The following is a 21,867-nucleotide window of genomic DNA, read 5'->3' on the forward strand; positions in this document are numbered from 1 at the left end:
GCGATCGCAAAAATACTAATTTAGACTGCGATATTTGGGTATTATACTTGTCTAATTCCACAGGCGGGAATTTTTAATAAGAACTTTAATTTTATAAGTTGATGAAGATATTCATTTCAAAATATCATAAGTTATCTAAGAAGAAAATTGAAGAAATTCTATTGAATTTTAATTCTATAGGCAAATCTTTTTTTGCAGGAAAAAAAAACCGCAGAAATCATATTAAAATAGTTGAAAAAGAGGGCAGGAAATTCAATATTAAATCTTTTAAACAGCCTAATTACATCAATAGGTATGTTTATGTACTTTTTAGAGAATCTAAAGCAGAACGCTCATTTAAATTTGCAGAAAAACTGATTAAAAAGGGGGTAGGAACGCCTAAACCTATCGCTTTCGCAGAAGAGACCAGTAAAGGAGCCCTAACTAAAAGTTTTTATATAAGCGAACATTTGGATTATGACCTTACTTTTAGAGATCTGGATTTAGCTGTACCCGGGCATGAAGATATTTTGCGTGCTTTTACCCGGTTCACCTTTAACCTGCACGAAAACAATATAGAGTTTTTAGATCATAGTCCCGGCAATACTTTGATTTGTCTTAATAATGGCGATTACCAATTCTACCTGGTAGATTTAAATAGAATGAATTTTAAACCGCTTAATTTCACTGAGCGGATGAAGAATTTTGCCCGGCTCACTTCAGATAATGAAAAGATTGAAATTATGGCTGAAGAATACGCTGAACTTATTGGGAGGTCTAAAAATGAGGTGTTTAAGAAAATGTGGTTTTTTGCTCATTCTTTTTTCGTTAATCGCGGAAAAAACCGAAAATTAAAACAGAAATTTAAAAATCTTTTAGGAATTAAATAACTCGATAAGAATTTAAGGTCTTTGTCCTGAGGTTTCTAAATTATTATTTTAGTAGTTGTAATATGATATTTAAGGATTGATATTTCATTGAAAAGGCATCAAGGGCTCTTAGAATCTTTTTGGCAGTATTACCAAAACTTAGAATCAGCTCTTTAAATATGAAAATAAATTATTTCTTTATAAGCGTAGTTATTAATAAAAATTAAAAATGTTTAGCTCAAAAAATTGAGGGAGATTTTAAATTTGAAATAGTCATTTATAATTTACAATAATGTTTCAACACTATATTCTAACACGTTTTAATTTACGAGCAGAAGATTGGACTACTACAAAGAATAAAGAAGCAGTGCTAACCGATGAATGGTTAGAAGAACGCTTTGATTTGTTTGAAAATTATTGTTTTACATCGGTAAAAAACCAAACTAATCAAAACTTCAAATGGTTAGTTTTTTTTGATATTAATACTCCTGAAGTCTATAAGCAGAAAGTTGAAGATTACAAAAGTGATTATGTGAATTTTGTTCCAATTTTTATTGATGGCATGAACAATTTCTTGCCAGAAATTGTAAAAGCTATTAATAATCTGGATTCCCAAAAATATATTATTACCTCAAGGCTAGATAACGACGATTGTATTCATGAGAATTACACAAAGGTTGTACAAAGTTATTTTAACAAACAAGAGCATCAAGCTCTTGATATAATTGATGGGTATACTTTAGAAACCGGGAAGAACACACGAATGGGCGTTTTAAGAAAATTAAACAATCCATTTATTAGCCTTATAGAAAGAAAGGATAATTTTAAGACTGTTTGGTTTCGAAATCGTCATGGCTCCTGGAAATATGAAAAAAACCTGGTTAGAATAAAAAACCAAAGACTCTGGCTAAGTATTATTCATTCTAAGAATAAAGTAAATAAGTTTTGGGGATATGGAAATATAGATCCCAAAAAGATCTATGAATTTAATATTTCTAAAGCAAGAACAACAGAGATTATGGGGGATTTAATGAGTTTTAATTCATGGCGATTATTAAGTTTTAAAAATAGACTGAAGTTATCTATTAAAGAAATTTACAAAAATTTCAAGGCTTTTTTAGGACTTTATAGAAATCTCTGAATCATGTTGAAGAAATAAATTCACTTTTTACTCGATAATCGAGATTGAATGCTCCGAGGCTTGCCTCGAAATCAAATTATATTTTTCAATATTAATGCTTCGTGAGCTTGCTCCGAAGTAGATTACTTCATCATTATAAAAATCTTAGTTCTCACTTAATCGTTTTTCTATCCAATCTAATATATAATCTAATATTTTATGATTAGCCATATCCAGAGTTTGAAAAGTGAGAAAAAGTTTCCTCTGGTTTTTTTCAAACCACTTCAACTTTAAACTAGTCGACGATACGTTTTTATAAGATCGGAAGTATGTTAATTGCGAATAATTGCGGTAATGATAAGTGTTATTTTTAATTTCCAGATGCTCGGATAAGGAAGAGAGCAGAAATTGATTTTGATTTCTAAACCTGTGTTGTACATTCTGTCTAAGTAAAGAATCTTCTTCAAAAAAGTTGGTTAGGGTTGATTTTCTCACACTAACTGGTGTATGAAAACGTCTCACATATTTATCCATCCCGGCCAATTTGGCACTATTTTGTTGTAATTTCTTAAAACTAATTTTATCTTTTTTAATAGGAACATCTAAAAAGTCTAAAATTTCATGATAGGATTTTCGTAATTTTTTATCTTCATTGAAAGCTTGCCATTTACCTCTTATTATTGGCTCTCCATTAATAAAGAAATCATCTACGGAGACTTCTTTCATTACAAAAGTATCATCATTAAAAATAATAAAGTGCTCAGATAAGTTGGGGATTCTATACAACATAGATATAATAGAACACGAGTTGAAGGTGGGTAGATATTCTTCAAATCCCCTAAAAATAATTTCGTGATCTACCAGTTCTAAGTTCATACCTTTCTTTTGAGCTAATGATTTTAGGGAATCAAAAGATTCAGGCGATTGATTATCGGTTACTAAAAAAATATTCCTAATAAAAGGCGCAAACTTTATTATAGATTTAATTGCAATGTCAATCTCTCCAATTGAATTGTATCTTTTAAGATGGTTTTCAGAAGAGAAATTTATTTTGGATTCAGAATGAGCATTTATTTTTTCCTGCCAATTTTTATCGTTTCCATCCACCCAGGTTATAACGGCATCAACTTGAAAATTTTCTCGAGATTCTTTCATTCTTTGTAATTTTAACCCGGTAATTTAGATTGTAATTTGAATTATTTATTGAAAAATAAGGATTATTTTATCTTTTAATAAAACGCTAAATTATAATATTAAAAAAAGTCGTGACAAATTTAATATGTTAAAGTCACTTAATAGCTATTTAATTGTAGGTGGTTTTCGATAAGTTTTTAGAGGATAGAAATTAAGGTTTTTACGAACTTTTAGTTTTCGAATAAAATTTAAGGGTTTAGGTTTTAGATGACTCTTATCTGCGTGGAGGAATTTTATTGAAGCATTTATTAAGCGTTCACTTGATTTACCATCTTTGTATGGATGCATGTTTTTGTTAAATTCCTGTATTTCTTCAAGTAAATTTACATCTGGATCAAGTGCATTTTCTATTGCATTTTCAATTTTATTAACCTGGGTGATATTAAGTAAGTGCTTTCCAGGTTGTGTGTTTCTAAAAGTTACCACCGGTTTTTCCTGAAGCAAAAATTCTGTTACTACCGAAGTGGAATCGGCAAATAATACATCGCTTTCTCTAAAAAGTGGAATCAAATCAGTAGTGTCGTAATAGGCGAGATTTTTACCTTGAATATCTTTAAATTTCTGAACTCGTTCCTTTGGAATTTTTGGGTGTAATACCACTTTAAATTCCCACTTTCCTATTTCAGAAATACGCTTTATTTCATCTATTACATCATCATTATAAGCTAAGCTCAGTTTCTTACTAAAAGTAGAGGAAATTAGGATAGTAGGTTTTTCTCGCGGAATTTCTTCTAACGGAAACAAGGGGTCTAGTTTGGGCCAACCGGTTTCTACCACTTCAAAGTGTTGATATTTTTTCTGTAACTCTTGAAAAGGTTGTGTAGTAAACGGTCCTTGAGTTGAGTAAAGATCAAAAAATCCGCGAATTCTAAAGTGACCCTTTTTGAAATTACGTTTACTGGGCGCGATCCCATGAAAAACCTGTACTTTTAAACCCGGCAGGAAATCGGCTATACTGTTGGTTATGCTTAAAATAATATGAGGGTTATAATCAATGGCCTCTTGAATATCTTTTAAAACAGCTTTATCTTTACTAAATTTTTCTTGAGTGTCTGCTTCATCAGCAAACCATTTTACTTCGTAACCACGCTTTTTAATTTCTTTTTCCAAAGGCTCTCCAATGGGAAATGCATAGGTATAGCTTATGTAAATTAGAAACCGATAATTCATATTTCGAGGTTTTTAAAAAACTCACTTAATTTCAATTTAATGAGTTCAGGATTTAGATTCTGGTATAATGCGGCATTCTTCTGTTTACTAAACTTAGATGGGCAACTTTTAAAAAGAAGAGGCTGAAAGTCTTCCAGATGAATTGAAACATGCTTCTTATCATCTTCATAAATAGCCCAATAGTTCTTTTTTACAATTGGAGAGTGAATTGAAAAAGTAGGTATTTCCAGGGCTTTCATAATATTTGCTGCTCCACCTTCATTTCCAAAATAAAGGTCGCAATTCGCAGCATTCAAAATAAAACCCTTAAGAGAACTTTCATAAATATTCAGGAAAATTTGAGATTGGGTCCCAGGATTACACTGGTTGTAAATATTCTTCGCTTCAGTGTATTGGAAGGGTAAATAATTAAAAAGTATTTGAGCATTTGGGATATGCTTTACTAGTTCGTCTAATAGGCTAGCCATATAATTACCCGGATAAGATTTCATAGTAGAACTGCCTAAGACGCCGCACATAATCATTGGTTGATCTATCCTGATGCCCTGCTTTAAAAGTTTTTTTCTAAAGGTTTCTTTTTCTTCCGAAGAAATATAAATCTTAGGTTTTAGCTCTTTAGGGAACTCTTGATCTAAACCTTTTAAAACCTGCATTCTATTTTCTATGGCAAGTCCGCCCTTGGTTTCAGGTTTTTCTTTGTAAGTAAAGGTTTGTGTATAAAATACTCGGGTATAATTTTTCTGAAAGCCAAGTCTTATTGACGCTCCAGAGTAGCTGGCTATAATACCTGAACTTATTTTAGAGTAAATATCAATTATTACTGAATAAGATTCATTGCGAATAAAACTCAAAAATTTCAAAAATTTTATAGGATTTTTTCCAATCCCCGGAGCATATTCAATAATCTTATCTATAAAAGGATTGTTTTCTACTACTGGTTTTGTATGCGGATAGATTAAATAATGTAATTCAGCATCCGGATATTTTTTCCGAAGGGCTTCAAATAAGATTGAGGATGTGAGCACATCCCCAATCATTTTTTGCTGAATTATAAGTATTTTCATAAAAGCCCCTCCCGGCCTCCCCGAAGGGGAGGAGTCAGGTGTATTCACGTTATCTCTTATTTCTCGAGCTTTTCTCATCAAAAGAATCTTTGAATACCCCCTTCGTGGGTTAGGGGGCTACCTACACCGCTACATTGTATTCACGTAATGCATCGTTAAGGGAGGTCTTTTTGTTGGTAGACTCTTTACGCTTTCCAATAATTAAAGCGCATGGAACATTATATTCTCCGGCTGGGAATTTCTTGGTATAACTTCCTGGAATTACTACCGATCTTGCCGGAACAATTCCCTTCATTTCTTTAGGTTCATCTCCGGTAACATCTATAATTTTTGTAGAGGCGGTAAGCACAACATTGGCACCCAAAACAGCTTCTTTCTCAACTTTAATACCTTCAACCACGATACTTCTTGATCCAAGAAATGCGTTGTCTTCTATAATAACCGGAGAGGCTTGTAGAGGTTCTAAAACCCCGCCAATTCCTACTCCACCACTAAGGTGAACATTTTTACCAATTTGAGCGCAGCTACCTACAGTGGCCCATGTATCAACCATAGTACCTTCGTCTACATAAGCACCAATATTTACATAGCTTGGCATCATAATTACACCACTGGAGATATAAGCTCCGTGTCTTGCAACCGCATTGGGAACCACACGAATTCCTTTTTCTTTATAACCTCTCTTCAAAGGGATTTTATCATGATATTCAAAGATCCCTGCTTCCAAAGTTTCCATTTGCTGGATTGGGAAATAAAGTACTACTCCTTTTTTCACCCATTCATTAACCTTCCAGCCATTCTCGGTAGGTTCAGCAGTTCTTAATTTTCCCGAGTCTAATAGCGAAATAACTTCGCGAATAGCTTTTATGGTTTCTGTATCTTTTAGTAAATCCCGGTTTTCCCAGGCTTCATTGATTTTTGCTTCTAAATGATCCATTGTATTATTCTTGATTTTTAGCAAATATAAGAGCTTAAGGCTAATTTTTGGTTCTAAAGCAATATAAACCTTACCTTTGCGCAAAATTTGAAGATGGCACGAATTATGGCACTTGATTTTGGGACAAAACGCACCGGTATTGCGGTTAGCGATGAGCTTAAAATGATTGCCTCGGGATTAACTACTGTAAAAACCCCGGAGCTTCTGGAGTTTCTTGAAAAATATTTTAAAGAGGAAAAAGTAGAACTGGTGTTGGTAGGGGAGCCTAAACAAAAAGATGATACAGCTTCAGCAGTAGAAGTTTATATACAGCAGTTTTTAAAAATTTTCAGTAAAAAATTTCCTGAAATGCCCTTTAAGAGAGTAGACGAACGTTTTACTTCCAAGATGGCTTTTCAGTCTATGATAGATAGCGGTGTAAAAAAGAAAAAACGTAGGGATAAAGCGCTTATAGATGAAGTTAGTGCTACAATAATCCTGCAGACTTATTTATACGAGTGAGCTTAAAATGTATAATGCCTATTGAATAATTTATAATTTAAGTTGTTTAATTTAATGAAAACTGACTTAATTAATCGTTCCAATGTTTTTGCACATAAATGCGTAAAACTAGCAATAAATCTTCCAAAAAATAAATTAGGAAGCCATATTGAGGGTCAGTTAATTAGATGTAGTACTTCGGTTCCAGCGAATTATAGGGCCGCATGTTTAGGACAATCAAAAAAAGCTTTTATTTCAAAACTAGGAATAGTAATTGAAGAAGCTGATGAATGAATTTTCTGGATAGAATTCGCGAAAGATGAAGATCTGCTAAATGAGAAAGATTCAAAGGAATTGATAATTGAAGCCAAAGAGTTGACATCGATCTTTATCGCGTCTAGAATCACGGCGGTAAGAAACCAGAATTCCGGGAAATGATATTATAAATTATTCATTATAAAATATAAATTCTAAGAAGAATGATTTTACCAATTGTAGCTTATGGAGATCCGGTTTTACGAAAAAAATGTAAAGAAATCCCGGAAGATTACCCAAAACTAGATGAGTTAATAGAAAATATGTGGGAAACCATGTATAATGCTTTTGGAGTTGGTTTAGCTGCGCCACAAATTGGCCGCCCAATTCGGTTGTTTCTTGTAGATTCCAGTCCGTTTGCAGAGGATGAAGAGTTGCAATTACAGGAGCGGGAAGAACTTAAAAAGCTAAAAAGAGTTTTTATTAACCCGACGATTGTAGAGGAAGAAGGAGATGAATGGGCTTTCAACGAAGGCTGTTTAAGTATTCCTGAAATTAGGGAAGACGTTTTTAGAAAACCTAAAATTGTTATAGAATACCAGGACGAAAATTTCAAGGAACATCGGGAGACTTTTACAGGACTGGCAGCCAGGGTTATTCAGCACGAATACGACCATATTGAAGGCATTCTATTTACCGATAAACTATCCAGTTTAAAAAAGCGTTTGCTAAAAGGTAAACTCGCCAGTATTTCAAAAGGGAAAATTAAAATTGAGTATAAAATGCGTTTTCCTGAAATGAAAAAAGGGCGGTAATCACTTTGATAATTAGTTCTGGCAGCTGATATTTGCCAGCCTAAAATCAAAACCCTGGAAATAAGGTTTCGAGGTAAAAGTGGAAAAAAGTATTTTAGAATTTAGTGCTAAGCTTAAGATAACAAAACTCTCTTTGAGGGATTAAAAACATAATATGGGATTAGATAAAATATTAGCGATTTCGGGAAAACCCGGTTTATACGAACTTACCGCGCAAAGCCGTGGCGGATTTATTGTAAAATCAATTCCTGATGGAAAGAAAATGGCGGTAAATATACGTCATAATGTAAGTCTATTAAGCGAGATTGCCATTTATACGTATACCGAAGAAGTTCCGCTTGCGGAAATCTTTGAAAAGATAAAAGAAAAAGAAGATGGAGGAGAAGCGATTAATCACAAATCTAATAAAACTGAATTAGAGAATTATTTTGCCGAAATTCTGCCAGATTATGATGTAGATCGTGTTTATACCAGTGATATGAAAAAAATCTTTCAGTGGTACAACCTACTTATTAAAAACGGTATTACAGATTTCTCTACCGAGGAAGAAACATCGGCAGAAAAGGATAATTCTGGCGAAGAAGAATAGTAAAGCCCTCACCCCCGCCTCTCCCAAAAGGAGAGGAGCTAATTTATTGGCACCGCCAAAGGGTATAATACCGCGGGGCTTGCCTCGAAATTAAAAATTTGTTTCCAATGAATGCCTCGTGGGCTTGCCCCGAGATAGTTTACTATTTTAAACCTCACAGTCTCGAAAATTGTGAGGTTTTTTAATGCCTTAAAATTACGTTTTCTGGGATAATATTAAAGTTGATTTAGTGTTCGTGGCAGAATACCCCTGGGTTTTTTATAATTTTGAGTTCCCCTCTCGGAGCCTGTCCCGAATTTACTTCGGGAGGTTAGGGGGCTTTTAATCCAAAACCCCCAGAAACTTTAATCCAAAGATAAAGGCTCCTTCCCGCTGTCCATCTATATTGGAAACTACATAATCTAATCTTAGCAGTCTGTATTTTCCAAATCCAAGATTATCAATTCCTACCGAATATTCAGAATAAGGTTTGCTGTTTTCGGTATACAGCGCATGGGCACCAATTACAAGGTTATAATTCAACTGATTTAAAAATGGGATCTTTCCCAAAACCCAACCTTTAAAATCGTGTTCGGCGTGAGCTTCAGCATAAGTTTTATTGCTACTCATCGCATAATAGGGTAGGAGGTTGAATCTGGATAAATTGCTAAAGCCATTATTCACCCTGGTTTGGTTACCAATAAAGTGGCGGTAGTCTAGAAAGGCCATATCTTCGACATTTAAAAAAGTTCCCCCATTTAAATTATAACCAAATTCACCTTTGTTGCCTAGTTTAAGCTGTTGTGTAAGCGAGGCTTTAAATTGATCGAAATTATATGCTTCTATACTGGCACCAAAACCTTTCTCGTAGCCTAAATATAACGTTGGATATTTTTCGTTGTTAATATTGAATTTTCCGCTGGGATAGCTCATATATTTTTGCCCGAATCTTATTCTGGTATTAAGATTTAGTTTAAAAATATTGTGCTCCCTGAGAGGGGCATAACCAAAATTCTCAGGTTGTAAGGGATTATTGGAAGTGTATTGCACTCCATCATTAGCAATAATTACCTGGTCAGTTCTGTTGAATAATGGATTTCTGTTTTCAAAACTAAATTCTCCGAAAAAATAGAGTCCGTTAGAAATTTCCTGTTGATAAGCGATTTCCGCAAAAGAACGTTCGTAAAGTTTGAGGTAATTGCGTTCAAAAAAAATAGTAGTAATATCGTTTAATCGTTCCGAAATTGGAGTTCTATCGTTAATTTGTGCGGTTTCAATTCCGCCCGAAATTTTTAAAACCGGTCTACTGGAATTATTAAATTGCTTCTGAAAACCTCCCTTAATCCTAAAGCGCTCATCACTAAAACCATAATTAAGCGTGGAATATAAACGCCAGAATTTCCCGGAGTTCTCGTCTTCAGCATCATTTTGTCTATAAGAAATTGTGGTAGAAGTATTCCAGCCCTGCACGGTATTAAAATGCGTGCCCATTAGTGGAGAACTTATATTAAAATACCTGTCTTTAAAGGAATCCTGCCAGGAATAACCAAAAACTGGAGCGGTTAAGTTGAATTTATTTCGAACCGCATCAATAGAGTCTTTGTAAGGCTTGGAATTTCTTACGGTTTGAATACTGTCCTTTTTTACATAATCCTTAATTTCCTCATCGGTTAACGGCACCGGGCGCAACTTTTGCCAATAGGTTGAATCTTTTTTATTCGCTGCTTCTGCAAAAGACATAATCTCTCTGCCAAAACTGTTTTTATTGAATTCAGGTTCAAAATTGTAATTGCTGTAAACCGCTGTGAAACGCCCATCTCCGGAAATTCCAAACATCGCAAATTGAAAATCTACGGTTTGTGAAATTTGAATGTAAAAACCATTTTCTTCTGAAAACCGGTAATTTTGTTTGAAATCTAAAGTTTCAATTGGCGGCACTTGCACGGCCTGTCCAGTAGTTTGTAGTTCTACGCCAAAAATTTGCCACAGGTCTTCTACAATATAAATATGTCCTGAAAAAACACGGTCTTTTTCCCGCTTCGGACTCACTTTTATCTTGTTGATGAGGTTTCCATTTTTATCGTAGAAAGTTCCATCTAACTTATATTTGTAGTAATTAAAAGCGTATTCGGCAATAGGTGAAACCATTTCGCTATTAATCTCAATGGTGTTTTCGTAAAACGAAAAGTAAGATTCCTGGGCGGAGTTTAAACTGAAACCATTATCGTCACCGCTTACTTTAGAAGCAATTATCTTTTCTTTAAAATCGTCTGGTCTTTTATAAGAAATTTCAGAAATAGTTTCGCTTAAGTAAACGATTCCGCTTCGGGTAGAATCCAGTCCTCCCCCAAGATCGCCAATTTCCTGGCCAAGTATTTTCTCCGGGGCATTTTTAATTCGCCATAATCCACGGGAATAATAATCTGCGGTATAGGCCTCTAATTTTTCAGCATTTCGCTTTCTAAAATCAATGGATTTCCTAATAATGGCGTTTGCCGCATTTTCCCCGGAAGAAATGTTTACTTCATCTAAACTGGTGGTTTCAGGTTTCAGACTTATGTCTAATTGATATGGAAATTCTTCAATAGAAACAGTTTTCTTCTGTGTTTGATAGCCCAAAAATTGAAATACTAGATCGTAGTCTCCAGGTCTATTTATTTTTAATTCGTAAACACCGTTTTCATTAGAAGTGGTTCCGAATTTTCCGCTTTCCGTATAAATATTTACGTAAGGAAGTATCTTATTTTCGGTATCGGTAACTTTCCCGGTAATTTGTGCGGTTAAATTAAATGATGAAAAAATAAGAAAAATGATGAGGAATTTGTGATACATGATGATGAATTGATTTTATTAATGTTTTCTAATAATGCCAAATAAACCAAGTGCCGGTCCAATGGCAAGTAAACTTAAACTGTAAACTGGTTCTATTTGATGCAAATAATTGATTAACTGAAGGCTTACAATAGTAATGGCAAAACCTATTGAATTTACTATGGTGAGTGCTGTTCCTTTAATTTCCGGTGGAGCATTACTGGCAACCAGGGTGGAGAATAGGGGAGAATCTGCTATAACTACAACTCCCCAAAAGCATAAAAAGCTAATAAGAACCGCTGCTGAAGCTTGCAAGAAAATAAAAGGAAAAGCGATGCAGCATATTCCTGATAAGAGTAAAGCTGTAGTCGCAGTTTTTTTAACTCCAAGAACTTCCGAAATATAACCTCCCGCAACACAAGAAAGTCCGCCAATGCCTATGATAATAAATGACCAAAAGGGAACATCAAAATCGCTTGTGGGAAATGAAAGCTTATGAGTAGCCAGGATAATAGGAACAAAAGCCCAGAAAGTATATAGCTCCCACATATGGCCAAAATATCCAAAAGCTACGCTGCGGAGCTTTTTATTGCCGAAGACCCTGAAAACCGCATTGAAATTGAACTTTCCCTTTGCTTTTCTAAAAGGACCATTTGGGACAAAGAGTAAAATTAAAAGTCCGCCCAGAAATGCGAACAAGGAAGTCGCTATAATTACCCAACGCCAGGGAAGATCTTCCATTCCGGTAAAAGTTTTTAAAAAGTGTGGGAAAGCAGTTCCTAAAACTAATGCACCTACCAGGTATCCAAGTGATTTTCCCAGGCCTTTATTATAATAATCGGCGGCGAGTTTCATCCCTACTGGGTATATTCCTGCTAAAGAAAATCCGGTGAGAAAGCGCAGTAGAAGTAAAGTGTTTAAATTATTGTTTTCCAGAACTACTCCCAGGTTAAAGATCGAACCAAAGACAGCAGAAATAAAAAAGAGTTTTGAGGGAGAAAATCTATCAGCCAGGCTTAAAAAAGCAAAAATGAGCGTTCCTAAAATAAAACCAAACTGAACCGCCGAAGTCAAATGCCCTAGCGCTTTTTCATTCAAATTAAAGTTGAGGTAAAGCTCTGGCATTACCGCATTTCCGGCAAACCAAAGCGAGGTACAGCAAAACTGGGAAAAAACAATTATTGGTAAAATTTGTTTTGCCGGCTTCATTCAGGATTTAGTTGTATTCTTTCTTGATCCTGTCCAGTTTTCGTTTACTCTCTCTATCTTTTATTGTTTCCCGTTTATCGTAAAGTTTTTTACCCTTTGCCAGTGCAATTTGCATTTTCGCAAGTCCGCGATCATTAATAAAAACGCGCAGCGGGATAATGGTAAGTCCTGAGTTTCTTACTTCCTTTTCTAATTTTCTCAATTCGCGGCGCTGTAATAATAGCTTACGCTCGCTTTTAGGATTATGATTAAAGTGGGTGGCGTGAGAATATTCTTCAACGTGCATATTAATCACGAAAAGTTCGTTATTCTGAAACTCGCAAAAACTTTCTGCAATAGAGGCTTTTCCCTGCCTAATTGCTTTTATTTCGGTACCGGCCAGTTTAATTCCGGCCACGTATTTATCGAGAATCTCATATTCAAATCTTGCCTTTCGGTTTTTTATATTTATGGTGTTGGTAGTCTTCTTCATAATCAACAAAAATAGGAAGCATTATAGAAACTTTCTCTATGTTTATCAAATTCGTAACAAAATATCCCATTAACTTTCATCAAAATGTAATTATTTGCTGCTAAAGTTCACTAGTATGATATTCTCTTTGTGATCTTGGTCAGCATTTTCTGCTTGTAAACAGGTTTTAATTACCTTTGCTGTCTTTAAATATTTATATTGAAGAAATGAAAAAGTACGTATTAGGACTTATTATTATCTCATTGACTTATGCCTGTAATTCTAAACAGGAAAGTGCACAGCAAATTATTGATAAAGCTATTGCTAAGGCAGGTGGGGAACGCTATAAAAATGCTGAAATTAAGTTTGACTTTAGAAAAGGAAGCTATAGGAGCAAGCGTACAGGCGGAGACTATGAGTTGGAGCGTATTATTCCCGATTCTACCGGAAATCAATATCGGGATATTGTAGATAACAATGGTTTCACAAGATATTATAAAGATACGGTGGTTAAACTTACAGATTCTATGAAAACGGTCTATGCAAATTCGGTGAATTCAGTTCACTACTTTGTACAGTTACCTTTTGGCTTAAACGATGATGCCGTAAATAAGAAATTGATAGGAAAGGATACTATTGATAACAAAGAGTATTACGAGATAGAAGTCACTTTTGATGCGGAAGGCGGCGGGGAAGATCACGAAGATGTGTATATGTATTGGATAGGTACCCAAAGCTATCATGTAGATTATCTCGCTTATAGTTTTGAGGTTAATGATGGAGGATTGCGTTTTAGAAAAGCTTATAACCCACGAACTATAGAAGGAATTCGCTTTGTAGATTATGAAAATTATAAAATCGACGACCTAAGTACTCCATTAAGTAATTTGGATGATCTATATGAAGCCAGGCAATTGGAATTACTGTCTAAAATTGAAACTAAGAATATTCAGGTAGGACTTGTGGAATAAAAAACTTTTAAGAATTCTTAATTGTTAATTCCTCATAATTAACGTGCTGTTTTAAAAGCTTTAACAGCGTCTTACACCTTGTTCCTTATTACTCTTCCTAACTTGTAAATTACAAAAAAAAGTAGAGTTATGAAAGAGAAAGCATTAAAAACTATTAATCCCGCTACGGGAAAAGAATTAGAAACTTACGATTATTTTACAGATCAGGAAGCAAAAAATGCGGTGGAAGAATGTCACGAAGCATTTTTGAAATGGAAACTAAAATCTCCAAAACAGAGAGCTGAAGTAATAAAAGCCATTGGAGAAAAAATAACGGAGCATAAGGACCAATTGGTGAAGTTAATGACTTCTGAAATGGGTAAACTTCTAAAGCAGGGAGAACAGGAAGTTGATCTCTGTGCCGGTATCTGTGAGTGGACTGCCGCAAATGGTCCAGAAAATTTAAAGGATGAAGAACGCGAATTACCAGATGGTGGTCGCGGCATAGTTACTTACTCGCCACTTGGAGTAATCTACGGAATACAACCCTGGAATTTCCCTGCTTACCAGGTTATCCGTTACGCTATTGCCAACCTTATGGCTGGAAACGGAGTCTTGTTGAAACACGCCGAGAGTGTAACTGGTTCTGGTTTGCTAATTGAAAAAATATTTAATGAAGCAGGTTTACCAAAAAATCTTTTTAAGGTTATTTTGATAGATCATGATCAGTCAGATTCTATAATTGAGCATAACCTGGTACGTGGTGTTACCTTAACCGGAAGTCCTGGTGCCGGAAAAATAATAGGTGAAAAAGCAGGTGCTGCTTTAAAGAAAACCGTTCTTGAACTTGGTTCTAATGATGGCTATATGGTGCTGGAAGATGCAGATGTTGATAAAGCCGTAAAATGGTGTGTACAGGGAAGAGTTTATAATAATGGTGAAACCTGTGTTGCTGCCAAACGATTTATTGTAGTAGAAAAAGTATATGAGCAATTCAAGGAAGCTTTTGTTGAAAAAATGAAGAGCTTAAAAGCTGGAGATCCAACAAGCGAAGAAAGTGATTTAGGGCCAATGGCACGAAAGGACTTACGAGAAGAACTTCATGGGCAGGTAGAAGATAGCGTTAAAAAAGGCGCGGCTGTCTTGTGTGGAGGTAATATTCCAGATGGAGATGGTTATTATTACCCTGCTACAGTGCTGGCAAATGTAAAACCGGGACAACCGGCTTACGACGATGAGCTTTTTGGCCCAGTCGCTTCTTTAATTAAAGCCAAAGATGATGAAGATGCAATGCGAATAGCAAACGACAGCCGCTTCGGACTTGGAGGAGGAATTTTCTCTGAAGATGTAGATAAAGCGGTGGAGCTAGCCAAAAAGCATTTTGATACCGGTATGGTGTTTATTAATTCATTTGGGCTGGCACAACCAAATATGCCTTTTGGTGGCGTGAAAAATTCAGGTTACGGCCGTGAACACGGTGGTTTCGGACTTAAAGAATTTGTAAACACTAAAGCGATAAATATCCTTAATGGTTAATTAGGGCGTTGGAATTTTTAAATATAAGAATTCCGAATATAATGGAATTAAGACCGGGGAAATTTTCCCGGTCTTTTTTTATAAATTTGGTGTTATTAATCCAGCTGCAATACTGCGCGCAACTAATTGAATAGTATTTTTAGAATTGGTTTTTTTGAGGATATTTTTTCTATGAGTTCTAACAGTATGTGTTGAAATAAAAAGTCTTTCCCCAATTTCGTCAGCGTTTAAACCTTCCGCTAATAATTTAGTGATTTCTAACTCTCGTTTTGAGAGCAAAGCTGTTATATCAGAAATTTCATTAGGTCTTTGTGGTTCAAATTTCCCATTCACGGTAGCAACATTTAAATAAGATTTCCCACCGCGAATATTTAAAAATGAAACTTCTTCAACACTCTGGTTGGTTAAATGGCTTATATCTGTATGAATGCTAAAAACATGAATAAAACGGCCTTTGGAATCCTGGGAAAGCGGGGTTGCCTGCTGCAACATAACTTTGCGATTACCTTGGTAATCTTTAAGGACATAAGTATAAAGAACCTTATAACTCTGAACTTTTTCGCGAGGGATAAAATCAATAAAAAAATCTCTTATAACCTGTTCCTTTCTCTTTATTTTCTCAATTTCCTCAGGAAGTGCCAAATCTAAAATTTCCTGAAATTTAACACCATTTTCCGATACACTATCTTTATCAATATAATCACACACCGAGTCAGAAATCATTTCAATTTCCAAACTTTGGAAGTTAGCGATATAATAATAAGATTTCCCCGGAGCCATAAAATCTACCATTCTTTTAAATTGAGCAGAATGTTCATATTTTTTCGCATTCTCACCTTCCTGGCTATAAGTTTCTTTCCAGTAATGGGCAATAGAATTAAAGTCCACACTCATAAAAGTTAAATTTCTAACTATTACAATATATAAAAAATACCTCAAAAGCGGTATTGTTTTGTTAATTAGTGATGTATAGCTTTAGTCTATTAATGATTTACTCGATAATCGAGATTAAATGCTCAGAGGCTTGCCTCGAAATCAAATTATATTTTCCAATAATAATGCTCCGTGAGCTTGCTCCGAAGTTGTTTACTAATTTTTTAACGATGAAGAATTTTTTACCATTAATTCTTATAGTTTTCGCTTTAATGATTTCGCCGGCTTCATTTGCCCAGCAAATGCAAACACAAAATGAATTTGAAGATGTAAGACCTTTTCGTATCGGGCTTAAATCTGGTATTCCAAACCTATTAAGTGCAAACTTAGAATATGTGCTCCCTGTTCTAAATAGAAAATTGGCGTTAAGTGCCGATTATTCGAAATTAAATATGGATGGCGAAGATTTTGGGTTTGAAACCGAAGAGGGAACGGAAATCATGGAACAGGAGTTTAAATACTTTGAAGCTGGTATTCATTACTATCTTTTTAAACCGGGGAAAGGTTTATATGCCGGTGTAGCTTATGCAAATTATAGTTTAAACGGAAACCTGCCCAATTATGATGAAAATCAAAATGGCTCTTCCGGAGATGGCTATTTAGATTTCTCCAATAATTCCATGAATATTAAAGTTGGAGCCAAGTGGGGTGGTTTATTTTATTTTAGACCAGAGGTAGGTTACGCTTTTAACCCTTTTCCTTCCAGTTTGCCCATACGTGTTGAATATGAAGATGGTACCACAGAGAATCAAGAGCTAAGTTTGGATGCAGATAGTGGTTTCCTGGATATGATCTACAAAGGATTAATTCTTAATATCGGTATCGGCTTTTCTTTTTAAGCAGGAAAAATTCAAATTATAATTCTGTTTTTTTCTCGCTTGTTTTAATCAAAATATAAAACCTGCGCAGTGCGATTTCCGTTAGGATGAATAGTTACTATAAAGAGACTTCCGTAAACGCTTTCATCTAAATCCTGGTATTTCTTCTTACCTAAAATATAATTTACCCATTCCGGGTTAAGGTTGCTGTGGCCTACTACCAAAACCGTTTTGTTTTTCGTGTTTTCCTGAAAATCCTTGTCGTTGAGTTTTTCAGTATTATAGAATTTTATTTCTTTACTTTGATCTTCGGCAATTGGCTTTGCAGTATTAACGGTGCGTTTATAATCTGAACTATAAATCAGGTCAAAATCCAGATCTTTAAAAGTTTTCACCCAATTTTGTGCACGTTTTATGCCTGCTTCAGTTAACTCTGGATCTTTATTCGCTGCATCAGTAGTATCTTTTTCAGCGTGCCTAATAAAATAATACGTAGTGATTTCTTCTGAAGGATTTTTAGCATTATCCATAATTTCCGAAGGTTCTTTATCTCCAAAATTGCAGGAGGTTAAAAAGATAAGGCTTAATATTAAAAAATAGGTTTTCATACTTATTTGATTTCCAGCTCTAAAAGAATAAATTGCGTGATTTGGTCACTAAAACTACTAAAATTATCGTCTGAAACCAGGATTAAAGATTTTTTCTCATTGGGTAATTCGGGACCAAAAGTCATTCCCTCAATATTATCAATGGTCTCTTTGGTCAGAAATTTTTTCACCGATTTAAAATCGAAAACCAATTTTTTTTCTGCTTTTTGATAGTCAGATTCTCTGAGATTTTTCATTTCTAAAGTATTGGTCGCTTTTGAAGCATCTACATCAAAGATCTTCACCGTGTTCCCGTTGGAGCCGTAACCTGCCGAGTAGGCTCGTTCCAAAACCAGAAATTTATCTTCGGCATATTCAAGAATTTCAGTTACGCCATTTACCGCAAACCAGTTAATGGGAAGTTTTGAAATGCCGTCTAGTTTATAAGTGAATTGACTTTCTGCCAACTGTGATTTTTTGTTGAATTTGGTAATTCTAATAGGAGAGTTGGTAGGATAGATTTTAGGTTTTGGACCATCTTTTTCTAGCGGAAGTTCCATAGCAACCCAATACCCGGTTTTATCAAAACTTTCAGCGATACCTTCAAAAACACCATTATTCCTTGGTTTTTGCGATCCTGAAGCTTTAAAATAATCGGGAATCTTATAGGCTGAAATAAAATTACCTTCAGTAGATATTTTAAAAACAGAAGGATCTTTTGCATTTTGAATAGAGCCTTCAGCAGAAACAATAAAAGCTTTATTTTCAGCATCAAACCGAATGCCTTCCAAATCTGGTGTATGTTTTTTATAAAACTCTTCATTTTTATTCAGCTTAATCACCTCTGTAATTAAAACAGTATCGATAGAACGATTTATTAGTGAAATTTCAGCCTTATAAATTCTTGGGTTGGATGGCTGGTCGCACACCAAAAAATAGTCTCCCTGGTGATAATCTATTCCTGAAAGTCCACCAACCACGGTTCCATCAATTTCAAGGTTTTGAGGAATTACAAAATCGTCTAAATAACGAAGTTTAATAACAGAATTATCAAGCTTTCTAGTGGTGGCACAGCTAAAAAGACTAAGAGAAAGGAGCAATAAAATGAAATTTTTCATCAAAAGATTTTAGGCTTCAAAAATAACAAATCCTTAAGAGAACTATGGGAGTTTCTTGAGAGTTTAGGAGAACATCATATTGTAAATTAGTATTTATAATTAACACCTAAAACCAATTATTATGAATGAAGATCAATTAGAAGGAAAGTGGAAACAAGTAAGAGGTCAGTTTAAACAAAAGTATGGCGAAGTTACCGATGATGATACCACTTATTCTGAAGGAAAGTTTGATGAAATGTTAGGTCGTTTGCAGGAAAAAACCGGTAAGACTAAAGAAGAACTAAAAGACGAAATAGATAAGATGTAATTCTTATTTTTTCAAATGAAAAGGCTGGGTGAATTTTTACCCAGCCTTTTTTTGTTCAATAATTTAAAGAATTATGATGTTTCTACTTGTTTGGTTTCATTTCTAAATACCAACTCGTCATTAAATTCATCTATCAGAATAATACTGTCGGTTTTTATATTTCCGGCGAGAATCTCTTTCGATAATTTATTCAAAACTTCCCGCTGTACAACTCTTTTTACCGGCCTGGCTCCAAACTGCGGATCAAAACCGCGACTGGCAAGGAAATTAATTGCTTCTTCGGTAGCATCAAGAATAATATGTTGTTTTTCTAGCATTTTCTTCACGCCTTTAAGCTGAAGGGAAACAATTTTCCTAATATCTTGTTGGGTTAAAGGACTAAACATAATAATGTCATCTATCCTATTTATAAATTCTGGTCGAACATTTTGTTTCAGCAGAGCTAAAACTTCTGTTTTAGCAGACTCCATTGCGGTATCCAGGTCTTTCATATTCTCATATTTATCCTGAATAATATGGCTTCCCATATTGGAAGTCATAATTATAATGGTGTTTTTAAAATCTGCCAGGCGTCCTTTATTATCGGTTAATCTTCCTTCGTCCAGTACCTGCAATAGAATATTAAAAGTATCTGGGTGCGCTTTTTCAATTTCATCAAGTAATACTACAGAGTAAGGCTTTCTACGAACAGCCTCGGTAAGTTGGCCACCTTCATCATAGCCAACATATCCCGGAGGTGCGCCTACCAAACGACTCACCGAATGTCTTTCCTGGTATTCACTCATATCAATACGGGTCATTGCAGATTCGTCGTCAAATAAGTATTCTGCAAGGGCTTTAGCCAGCTCGGTTTTTCCAACTCCCGTTGTTCCCAGGAATAAGAAAGAGCCAATTGGTCTTTTTTGATCCTGTAAACCGGCCCGACTTCTTCTTACCGCATCACTTACTGCGATTATAGCCTCGTTTTGGCCAACTACGCGTTTGTGTAACTCATCTTCAAGTTTCAATAACTTTTCACGGTCGGTTTGTAGCATTTTGGTTACCGGAATTCCAGTCCATTTGGCTACAACTTCGGCGATATCTTCGTTGGTTACTTCTTCCTGGATCAGGGATTTTTCATTTTGATTTTCGGCAACGGTTTTTTGTAATTCTTCCAGTTTTTCCTGGGCTTCTTTTATTTTTCCATAGCGAATTTCAGCTACTTTTCCGTAATCTCCTTCACGCTCGGCACGTTCAGCTTCTAATTTAAAGTTTTCTATATCAGATTTTAAATTCTGAATATTATCTACTACCCCTTTTTCATTTTGCCAACGCGCATGTAGCTCGTTTCTATCTTCTTTTAAATTAGCCAGTTCTGCCCGAAGTACTTTTAGTTTAGCTTCGTCTTTTTCACGTTTAATGGCTTCAATTTCAATTTCCAACTGCATGATGCGTCTATCTAAAACATCCAGTTCTTCAGGCTTGGAATTGATTTCCATACGTAGTTTGGAAGCAGCTTCATCCATTAAGTCAATGGCTTTATCTGGTAAAAAACGGTTGGTGATATAACGCTGAGATAATTCTACCGCTGCGATAATGGCCTCATCTTTAATTCTAACCTTATGGTGAGTTTCATATTTCTCTTTGATTCCGCGTAAGATAGAAATGGCACTTTCGGTATCAGGTTCGTCTACTACTACTTTTTGAAACCTTCTTTCCAGGGCTTTATCTTTCTCAAAATATTTTTGATATTCATCCAGGGTAGTGGCACCAATCGCACGTAGTTCACCTCGAGCCAAAGCAGGCTTTAGGATGTTGGCCGCATCCATGGCGCCCTGGCCACCGCCGGCACCTACCAGGGTATGAATTTCGTCTATAAAGAGTACGATATTTCCATCGCTGGAGGTCACTTCTTTAATTACAGCTTTAAGACGTTCTTCAAATTCACCTTTATATTTTGCACCGGCAATAAGAGCGCCCATATCCAAGTTGTAAATTATCTTGTCTTTAAGATTATCTGGAATATCACCGGCAATAATCCTATGCGCTAAACCTTCGGCAATTGCGGTTTTACCGGTACCCGGTTCTCCCACTAACATAGGATTGTTTTTGGTTCTTCGGGAAAGGATTTGTAAAATTCTTCTAATTTCCTCGTCCCGACCAATCACAGGATCTAATTTCCCTTCTTCGGCCATTCGGTTTAAATTAATGGCATATTTATCTAAAGCATTATAAGTTTCTTCAGCGCTTTGCGAAGTCACTCGATCGCCTTTTCGCAATTCTTCTATTGCTGCTTTTAACGATTTTTCAGTCGCTCCCTGGTCTTTTAATATTTGAGCCACTTTACTGGAAGATTTAAAAATAGCCAGAATAAGATGTTCAATAGAAACATACTCATCTTTCATTTTTTTAGCAATAGTAGAAGCTTCGTTTACTGCTTTTCCTGCCTCGCGAGAAAGAACAATATCACCGCCGCTAACTTTTGGAAAACTTTGTAGGGTTTTATCCAGAATATCGTTAAAAAGACTTACGTTAATGTTCAATTTTTTCAAAAGAAAAGGGGCGACATTTTCATCTACAATACTTATTGCTTTAAAAATATGCTCATTTTCAATTTGTTGATGTCCCATCTCCTGAGTAAGCTGCTGAGCCTGTTGGATGGCTTCTTGTGATTTTATGGTAAAGTTTTGAAAATTCATAGTCGTTGTTTTTTGAAG

The 21,867-nt window shown here is 35.2% G+C and carries 21 protein-coding genes; 10 read left to right on the plus strand and 11 right to left on the minus strand.

Annotated features, from left to right (window positions below):
- Positions 1-101: 101 nt before the first annotated feature.
- Together B5X51_RS11445 and B5X51_RS11450 are read left to right on the plus strand one after the other, a co-directional pair.
- Positions 102-869: a lipopolysaccharide kinase InaA family protein gene (locus tag B5X51_RS11445; RefSeq protein ID WP_079721318.1), complete on the plus strand. Its 768-nt coding sequence runs from the start codon at positions 102-104 to the stop codon at positions 867-869.
- A gap of 271 nt (positions 870-1,140) precedes the next feature.
- Positions 1,141-1,989, plus strand: a complete 849-nt coding sequence (locus B5X51_RS11450; protein WP_079721319.1) for a glycosyltransferase — start codon at positions 1,141-1,143, stop codon at positions 1,987-1,989.
- 144 nt (positions 1,990-2,133) lie between these two features.
- Here the strand turns inward: B5X51_RS11450 and B5X51_RS11455 are convergent, their stop codons facing one another.
- The 4 genes from B5X51_RS11455 to B5X51_RS11470 form a co-directional block, all read right to left on the minus strand.
- Positions 2,134-3,123 (minus strand): Stealth CR1 domain-containing protein, encoded by a 990-nt coding sequence (locus B5X51_RS11455; RefSeq protein ID WP_079721320.1) that lies wholly within the window; start codon positions 3,121-3,123, stop codon positions 2,134-2,136.
- 144 nt (positions 3,124-3,267) lie between these two features.
- Complete coding sequence (locus B5X51_RS11460; RefSeq protein WP_079721321.1) at positions 3,268-4,332, minus strand: CDP-glycerol glycerophosphotransferase family protein; 1,065 nt, start codon at positions 4,330-4,332, stop codon at positions 3,268-3,270.
- Positions 4,329-5,474 carry a glycosyltransferase family 9 protein gene (locus B5X51_RS11465; protein WP_079721322.1) on the minus strand — a complete coding sequence of 382 codons (1,146 nt, stop codon included), beginning with the start codon at positions 5,472-5,474 and terminating at the stop codon, positions 4,329-4,331. The genes B5X51_RS11460 and B5X51_RS11465 overlap by 4 nt, the downstream gene beginning before the upstream one ends.
- 43 nt (positions 5,475-5,517) lie before the next feature.
- Positions 5,518-6,333: a 2,3,4,5-tetrahydropyridine-2,6-dicarboxylate N-succinyltransferase gene (locus B5X51_RS11470; protein WP_079721402.1), complete on the minus strand. Its 816-nt coding sequence runs from the start codon at positions 6,331-6,333 to the stop codon at positions 5,518-5,520.
- Positions 6,334-6,426: 93 nt separating this feature from the next.
- On the opposite strand from B5X51_RS11470, the gene ruvX reads away from it, so the two are divergent.
- The 4 genes from ruvX (at position 6,427) to B5X51_RS11490 (ending at position 8,472) form a co-directional block, all read left to right on the plus strand.
- Positions 6,427-6,834: a Holliday junction resolvase RuvX gene (gene ruvX, locus B5X51_RS11475; protein ID WP_079721323.1), complete on the plus strand. Its 408-nt coding sequence runs from the start codon at positions 6,427-6,429 to the stop codon at positions 6,832-6,834.
- A gap of 54 nt (positions 6,835-6,888) precedes the next feature.
- Positions 6,889-7,107 carry a four helix bundle protein gene (locus B5X51_RS11480; RefSeq protein ID WP_079721403.1) on the plus strand — a complete coding sequence of 73 codons (219 nt, stop codon included), beginning with the start codon at positions 6,889-6,891 and terminating at the stop codon, positions 7,105-7,107.
- A gap of 185 nt (positions 7,108-7,292) precedes the next feature.
- Positions 7,293-7,883 carry a peptide deformylase gene (def, locus tag B5X51_RS11485; protein WP_079721324.1) on the plus strand — a complete coding sequence of 197 codons (591 nt, stop codon included), beginning with the start codon at positions 7,293-7,295 and terminating at the stop codon, positions 7,881-7,883.
- A gap of 154 nt (positions 7,884-8,037) precedes the next feature.
- Positions 8,038-8,472 (plus strand): DUF5606 family protein, encoded by a 435-nt coding sequence (locus B5X51_RS11490; RefSeq protein WP_079721325.1) that lies wholly within the window; start codon positions 8,038-8,040, stop codon positions 8,470-8,472.
- Between the two features lie 321 nt (positions 8,473-8,793).
- Here B5X51_RS11490 and B5X51_RS11495 read toward each other — a convergent pair whose 3' ends face one another.
- Genes B5X51_RS11495 through smpB form a run of 3 tightly spaced genes read right to left on the minus strand, consistent with a single transcriptional unit; the run spans position 8,794 to position 12,943 of the window.
- Positions 8,794-11,283 carry a DUF5686 and carboxypeptidase regulatory-like domain-containing protein gene (locus B5X51_RS11495; RefSeq protein WP_079721326.1) on the minus strand — a complete coding sequence of 830 codons (2,490 nt, stop codon included), beginning with the start codon at positions 11,281-11,283 and terminating at the stop codon, positions 8,794-8,796.
- Between the two features lie 18 nt (positions 11,284-11,301).
- Entirely contained in the window at positions 11,302-12,471 is a 1,170-nt protein-coding gene (locus tag B5X51_RS11500; protein WP_079721327.1) for an MFS transporter, read from the minus strand.
- A gap of 7 nt (positions 12,472-12,478) precedes the next feature.
- Complete coding sequence (smpB, locus tag B5X51_RS11505; RefSeq protein ID WP_079721328.1) at positions 12,479-12,943, minus strand: SsrA-binding protein SmpB; 465 nt, start codon at positions 12,941-12,943, stop codon at positions 12,479-12,481.
- Positions 12,944-13,149: 206 nt separating this feature from the next.
- Here smpB and B5X51_RS11510 point away from each other — a divergent pair, with 206 nt between their 5' ends.
- Positions 13,150-13,893 (plus strand): DUF6503 family protein, encoded by a 744-nt coding sequence (locus B5X51_RS11510; protein WP_079721404.1) that lies wholly within the window; start codon positions 13,150-13,152, stop codon positions 13,891-13,893.
- Between the two features lie 129 nt (positions 13,894-14,022).
- Positions 14,023-15,408 (plus strand): NAD-dependent succinate-semialdehyde dehydrogenase, encoded by a 1,386-nt coding sequence (locus B5X51_RS11515; protein ID WP_079721329.1) that lies wholly within the window; start codon positions 14,023-14,025, stop codon positions 15,406-15,408.
- Between the two features lie 78 nt (positions 15,409-15,486).
- Here the strand turns inward: B5X51_RS11515 and B5X51_RS11520 are convergent, their stop codons facing one another.
- Positions 15,487-16,302: a response regulator transcription factor gene (locus B5X51_RS11520; RefSeq protein WP_079721330.1), complete on the minus strand. Its 816-nt coding sequence runs from the start codon at positions 16,300-16,302 to the stop codon at positions 15,487-15,489.
- 209 nt (positions 16,303-16,511) lie between these two features.
- Between B5X51_RS11520 and B5X51_RS11525 the strand changes: the two genes are divergently transcribed.
- Complete coding sequence (locus tag B5X51_RS11525) at positions 16,512-17,180, plus strand: hypothetical protein (RefSeq protein ID WP_079721331.1); 669 nt, start codon at positions 16,512-16,514, stop codon at positions 17,178-17,180.
- A 44-nt stretch (positions 17,181-17,224) separates the two neighbouring features.
- On the opposite strand, the gene B5X51_RS11530 is transcribed toward B5X51_RS11525, so the two are convergent.
- Complete coding sequence (locus B5X51_RS11530; protein WP_079721332.1) at positions 17,225-17,767, minus strand: phosphoglycerate mutase family protein; 543 nt, start codon at positions 17,765-17,767, stop codon at positions 17,225-17,227.
- A 2-nt stretch (positions 17,768-17,769) separates the two neighbouring features.
- Positions 17,770-18,864 (minus strand): esterase-like activity of phytase family protein, encoded by a 1,095-nt coding sequence (locus B5X51_RS11535; protein ID WP_079721333.1) that lies wholly within the window; start codon positions 18,862-18,864, stop codon positions 17,770-17,772.
- A 121-nt stretch (positions 18,865-18,985) separates the two neighbouring features.
- Between B5X51_RS11535 and B5X51_RS11540 the strand changes: the two genes are divergently transcribed.
- Positions 18,986-19,171, plus strand: a complete 186-nt coding sequence (locus B5X51_RS11540; protein WP_079721334.1) for a CsbD family protein — start codon at positions 18,986-18,988, stop codon at positions 19,169-19,171.
- A 71-nt stretch (positions 19,172-19,242) separates the two neighbouring features.
- Here the strand turns inward: B5X51_RS11540 and clpB are convergent, their stop codons facing one another.
- Entirely contained in the window at positions 19,243-21,849 is a 2,607-nt protein-coding gene (gene clpB / locus B5X51_RS11545) for an ATP-dependent chaperone ClpB (protein ID WP_079721335.1), read from the minus strand.
- Positions 21,850-21,867 lie beyond the last annotated feature (18 nt).

The organism is Salegentibacter holothuriorum (genome assembly GCF_900168045.1).
GTDB classification, from domain to species: Bacteria; Bacteroidota; Bacteroidia; order Flavobacteriales; family Flavobacteriaceae; genus Salegentibacter; species Salegentibacter holothuriorum.

Coding starts and splice junctions, on each gene's coding strand:
- B5X51_RS11445 (WP_079721318.1), top strand. CDS start 102: ATGAAGATATTCATTTCAAAATATCATAAGTTATCTAAGAAGAAAATT.
- B5X51_RS11450 (WP_079721319.1), top strand. CDS start 1,141: ATGTTTCAACACTATATTCTAACACGTTTTAATTTACGAGCAGAAGAT.
- B5X51_RS11455 (WP_079721320.1), bottom strand. CDS start 3,123: ATGAAAGAATCTCGAGAAAATTTTCAAGTTGATGCCGTTATAACCTGG.
- B5X51_RS11460 (WP_079721321.1), bottom strand. CDS start 4,332: ATGAATTATCGGTTTCTAATTTACATAAGCTATACCTATGCATTTCCC.
- B5X51_RS11465 (WP_079721322.1), bottom strand. CDS start 5,474: ATGAGAAAAGCTCGAGAAATAAGAGATAACGTGAATACACCTGACTCC.
- B5X51_RS11470 (WP_079721402.1), bottom strand. CDS start 6,333: ATGGATCATTTAGAAGCAAAAATCAATGAAGCCTGGGAAAACCGGGAT.
- ruvX (WP_079721323.1), top strand. CDS start 6,427: ATGGCACGAATTATGGCACTTGATTTTGGGACAAAACGCACCGGTATT.
- B5X51_RS11480 (WP_079721403.1), top strand. CDS start 6,889: ATGAAAACTGACTTAATTAATCGTTCCAATGTTTTTGCACATAAATGC.
- def (WP_079721324.1), top strand. CDS start 7,293: ATGATTTTACCAATTGTAGCTTATGGAGATCCGGTTTTACGAAAAAAA.
- B5X51_RS11490 (WP_079721325.1), top strand. CDS start 8,038: ATGGGATTAGATAAAATATTAGCGATTTCGGGAAAACCCGGTTTATAC.
- B5X51_RS11495 (WP_079721326.1), bottom strand. CDS start 11,283: ATGTATCACAAATTCCTCATCATTTTTCTTATTTTTTCATCATTTAAT.
- B5X51_RS11500 (WP_079721327.1), bottom strand. CDS start 12,471: ATGAAGCCGGCAAAACAAATTTTACCAATAATTGTTTTTTCCCAGTTT.
- smpB (WP_079721328.1), bottom strand. CDS start 12,943: ATGAAGAAGACTACCAACACCATAAATATAAAAAACCGAAAGGCAAGA.
- B5X51_RS11510 (WP_079721404.1), top strand. CDS start 13,150: ATGAAAAAGTACGTATTAGGACTTATTATTATCTCATTGACTTATGCC.
- B5X51_RS11515 (WP_079721329.1), top strand. CDS start 14,023: ATGAAAGAGAAAGCATTAAAAACTATTAATCCCGCTACGGGAAAAGAA.
- B5X51_RS11520 (WP_079721330.1), bottom strand. CDS start 16,302: ATGAGTGTGGACTTTAATTCTATTGCCCATTACTGGAAAGAAACTTAT.
- B5X51_RS11525 (WP_079721331.1), top strand. CDS start 16,512: ATGAAGAATTTTTTACCATTAATTCTTATAGTTTTCGCTTTAATGATT.
- B5X51_RS11530 (WP_079721332.1), bottom strand. CDS start 17,767: ATGAAAACCTATTTTTTAATATTAAGCCTTATCTTTTTAACCTCCTGC.
- B5X51_RS11535 (WP_079721333.1), bottom strand. CDS start 18,864: ATGAAAAATTTCATTTTATTGCTCCTTTCTCTTAGTCTTTTTAGCTGT.
- B5X51_RS11540 (WP_079721334.1), top strand. CDS start 18,986: ATGAATGAAGATCAATTAGAAGGAAAGTGGAAACAAGTAAGAGGTCAG.
- clpB (WP_079721335.1), bottom strand. CDS start 21,849: ATGAATTTTCAAAACTTTACCATAAAATCACAAGAAGCCATCCAACAG.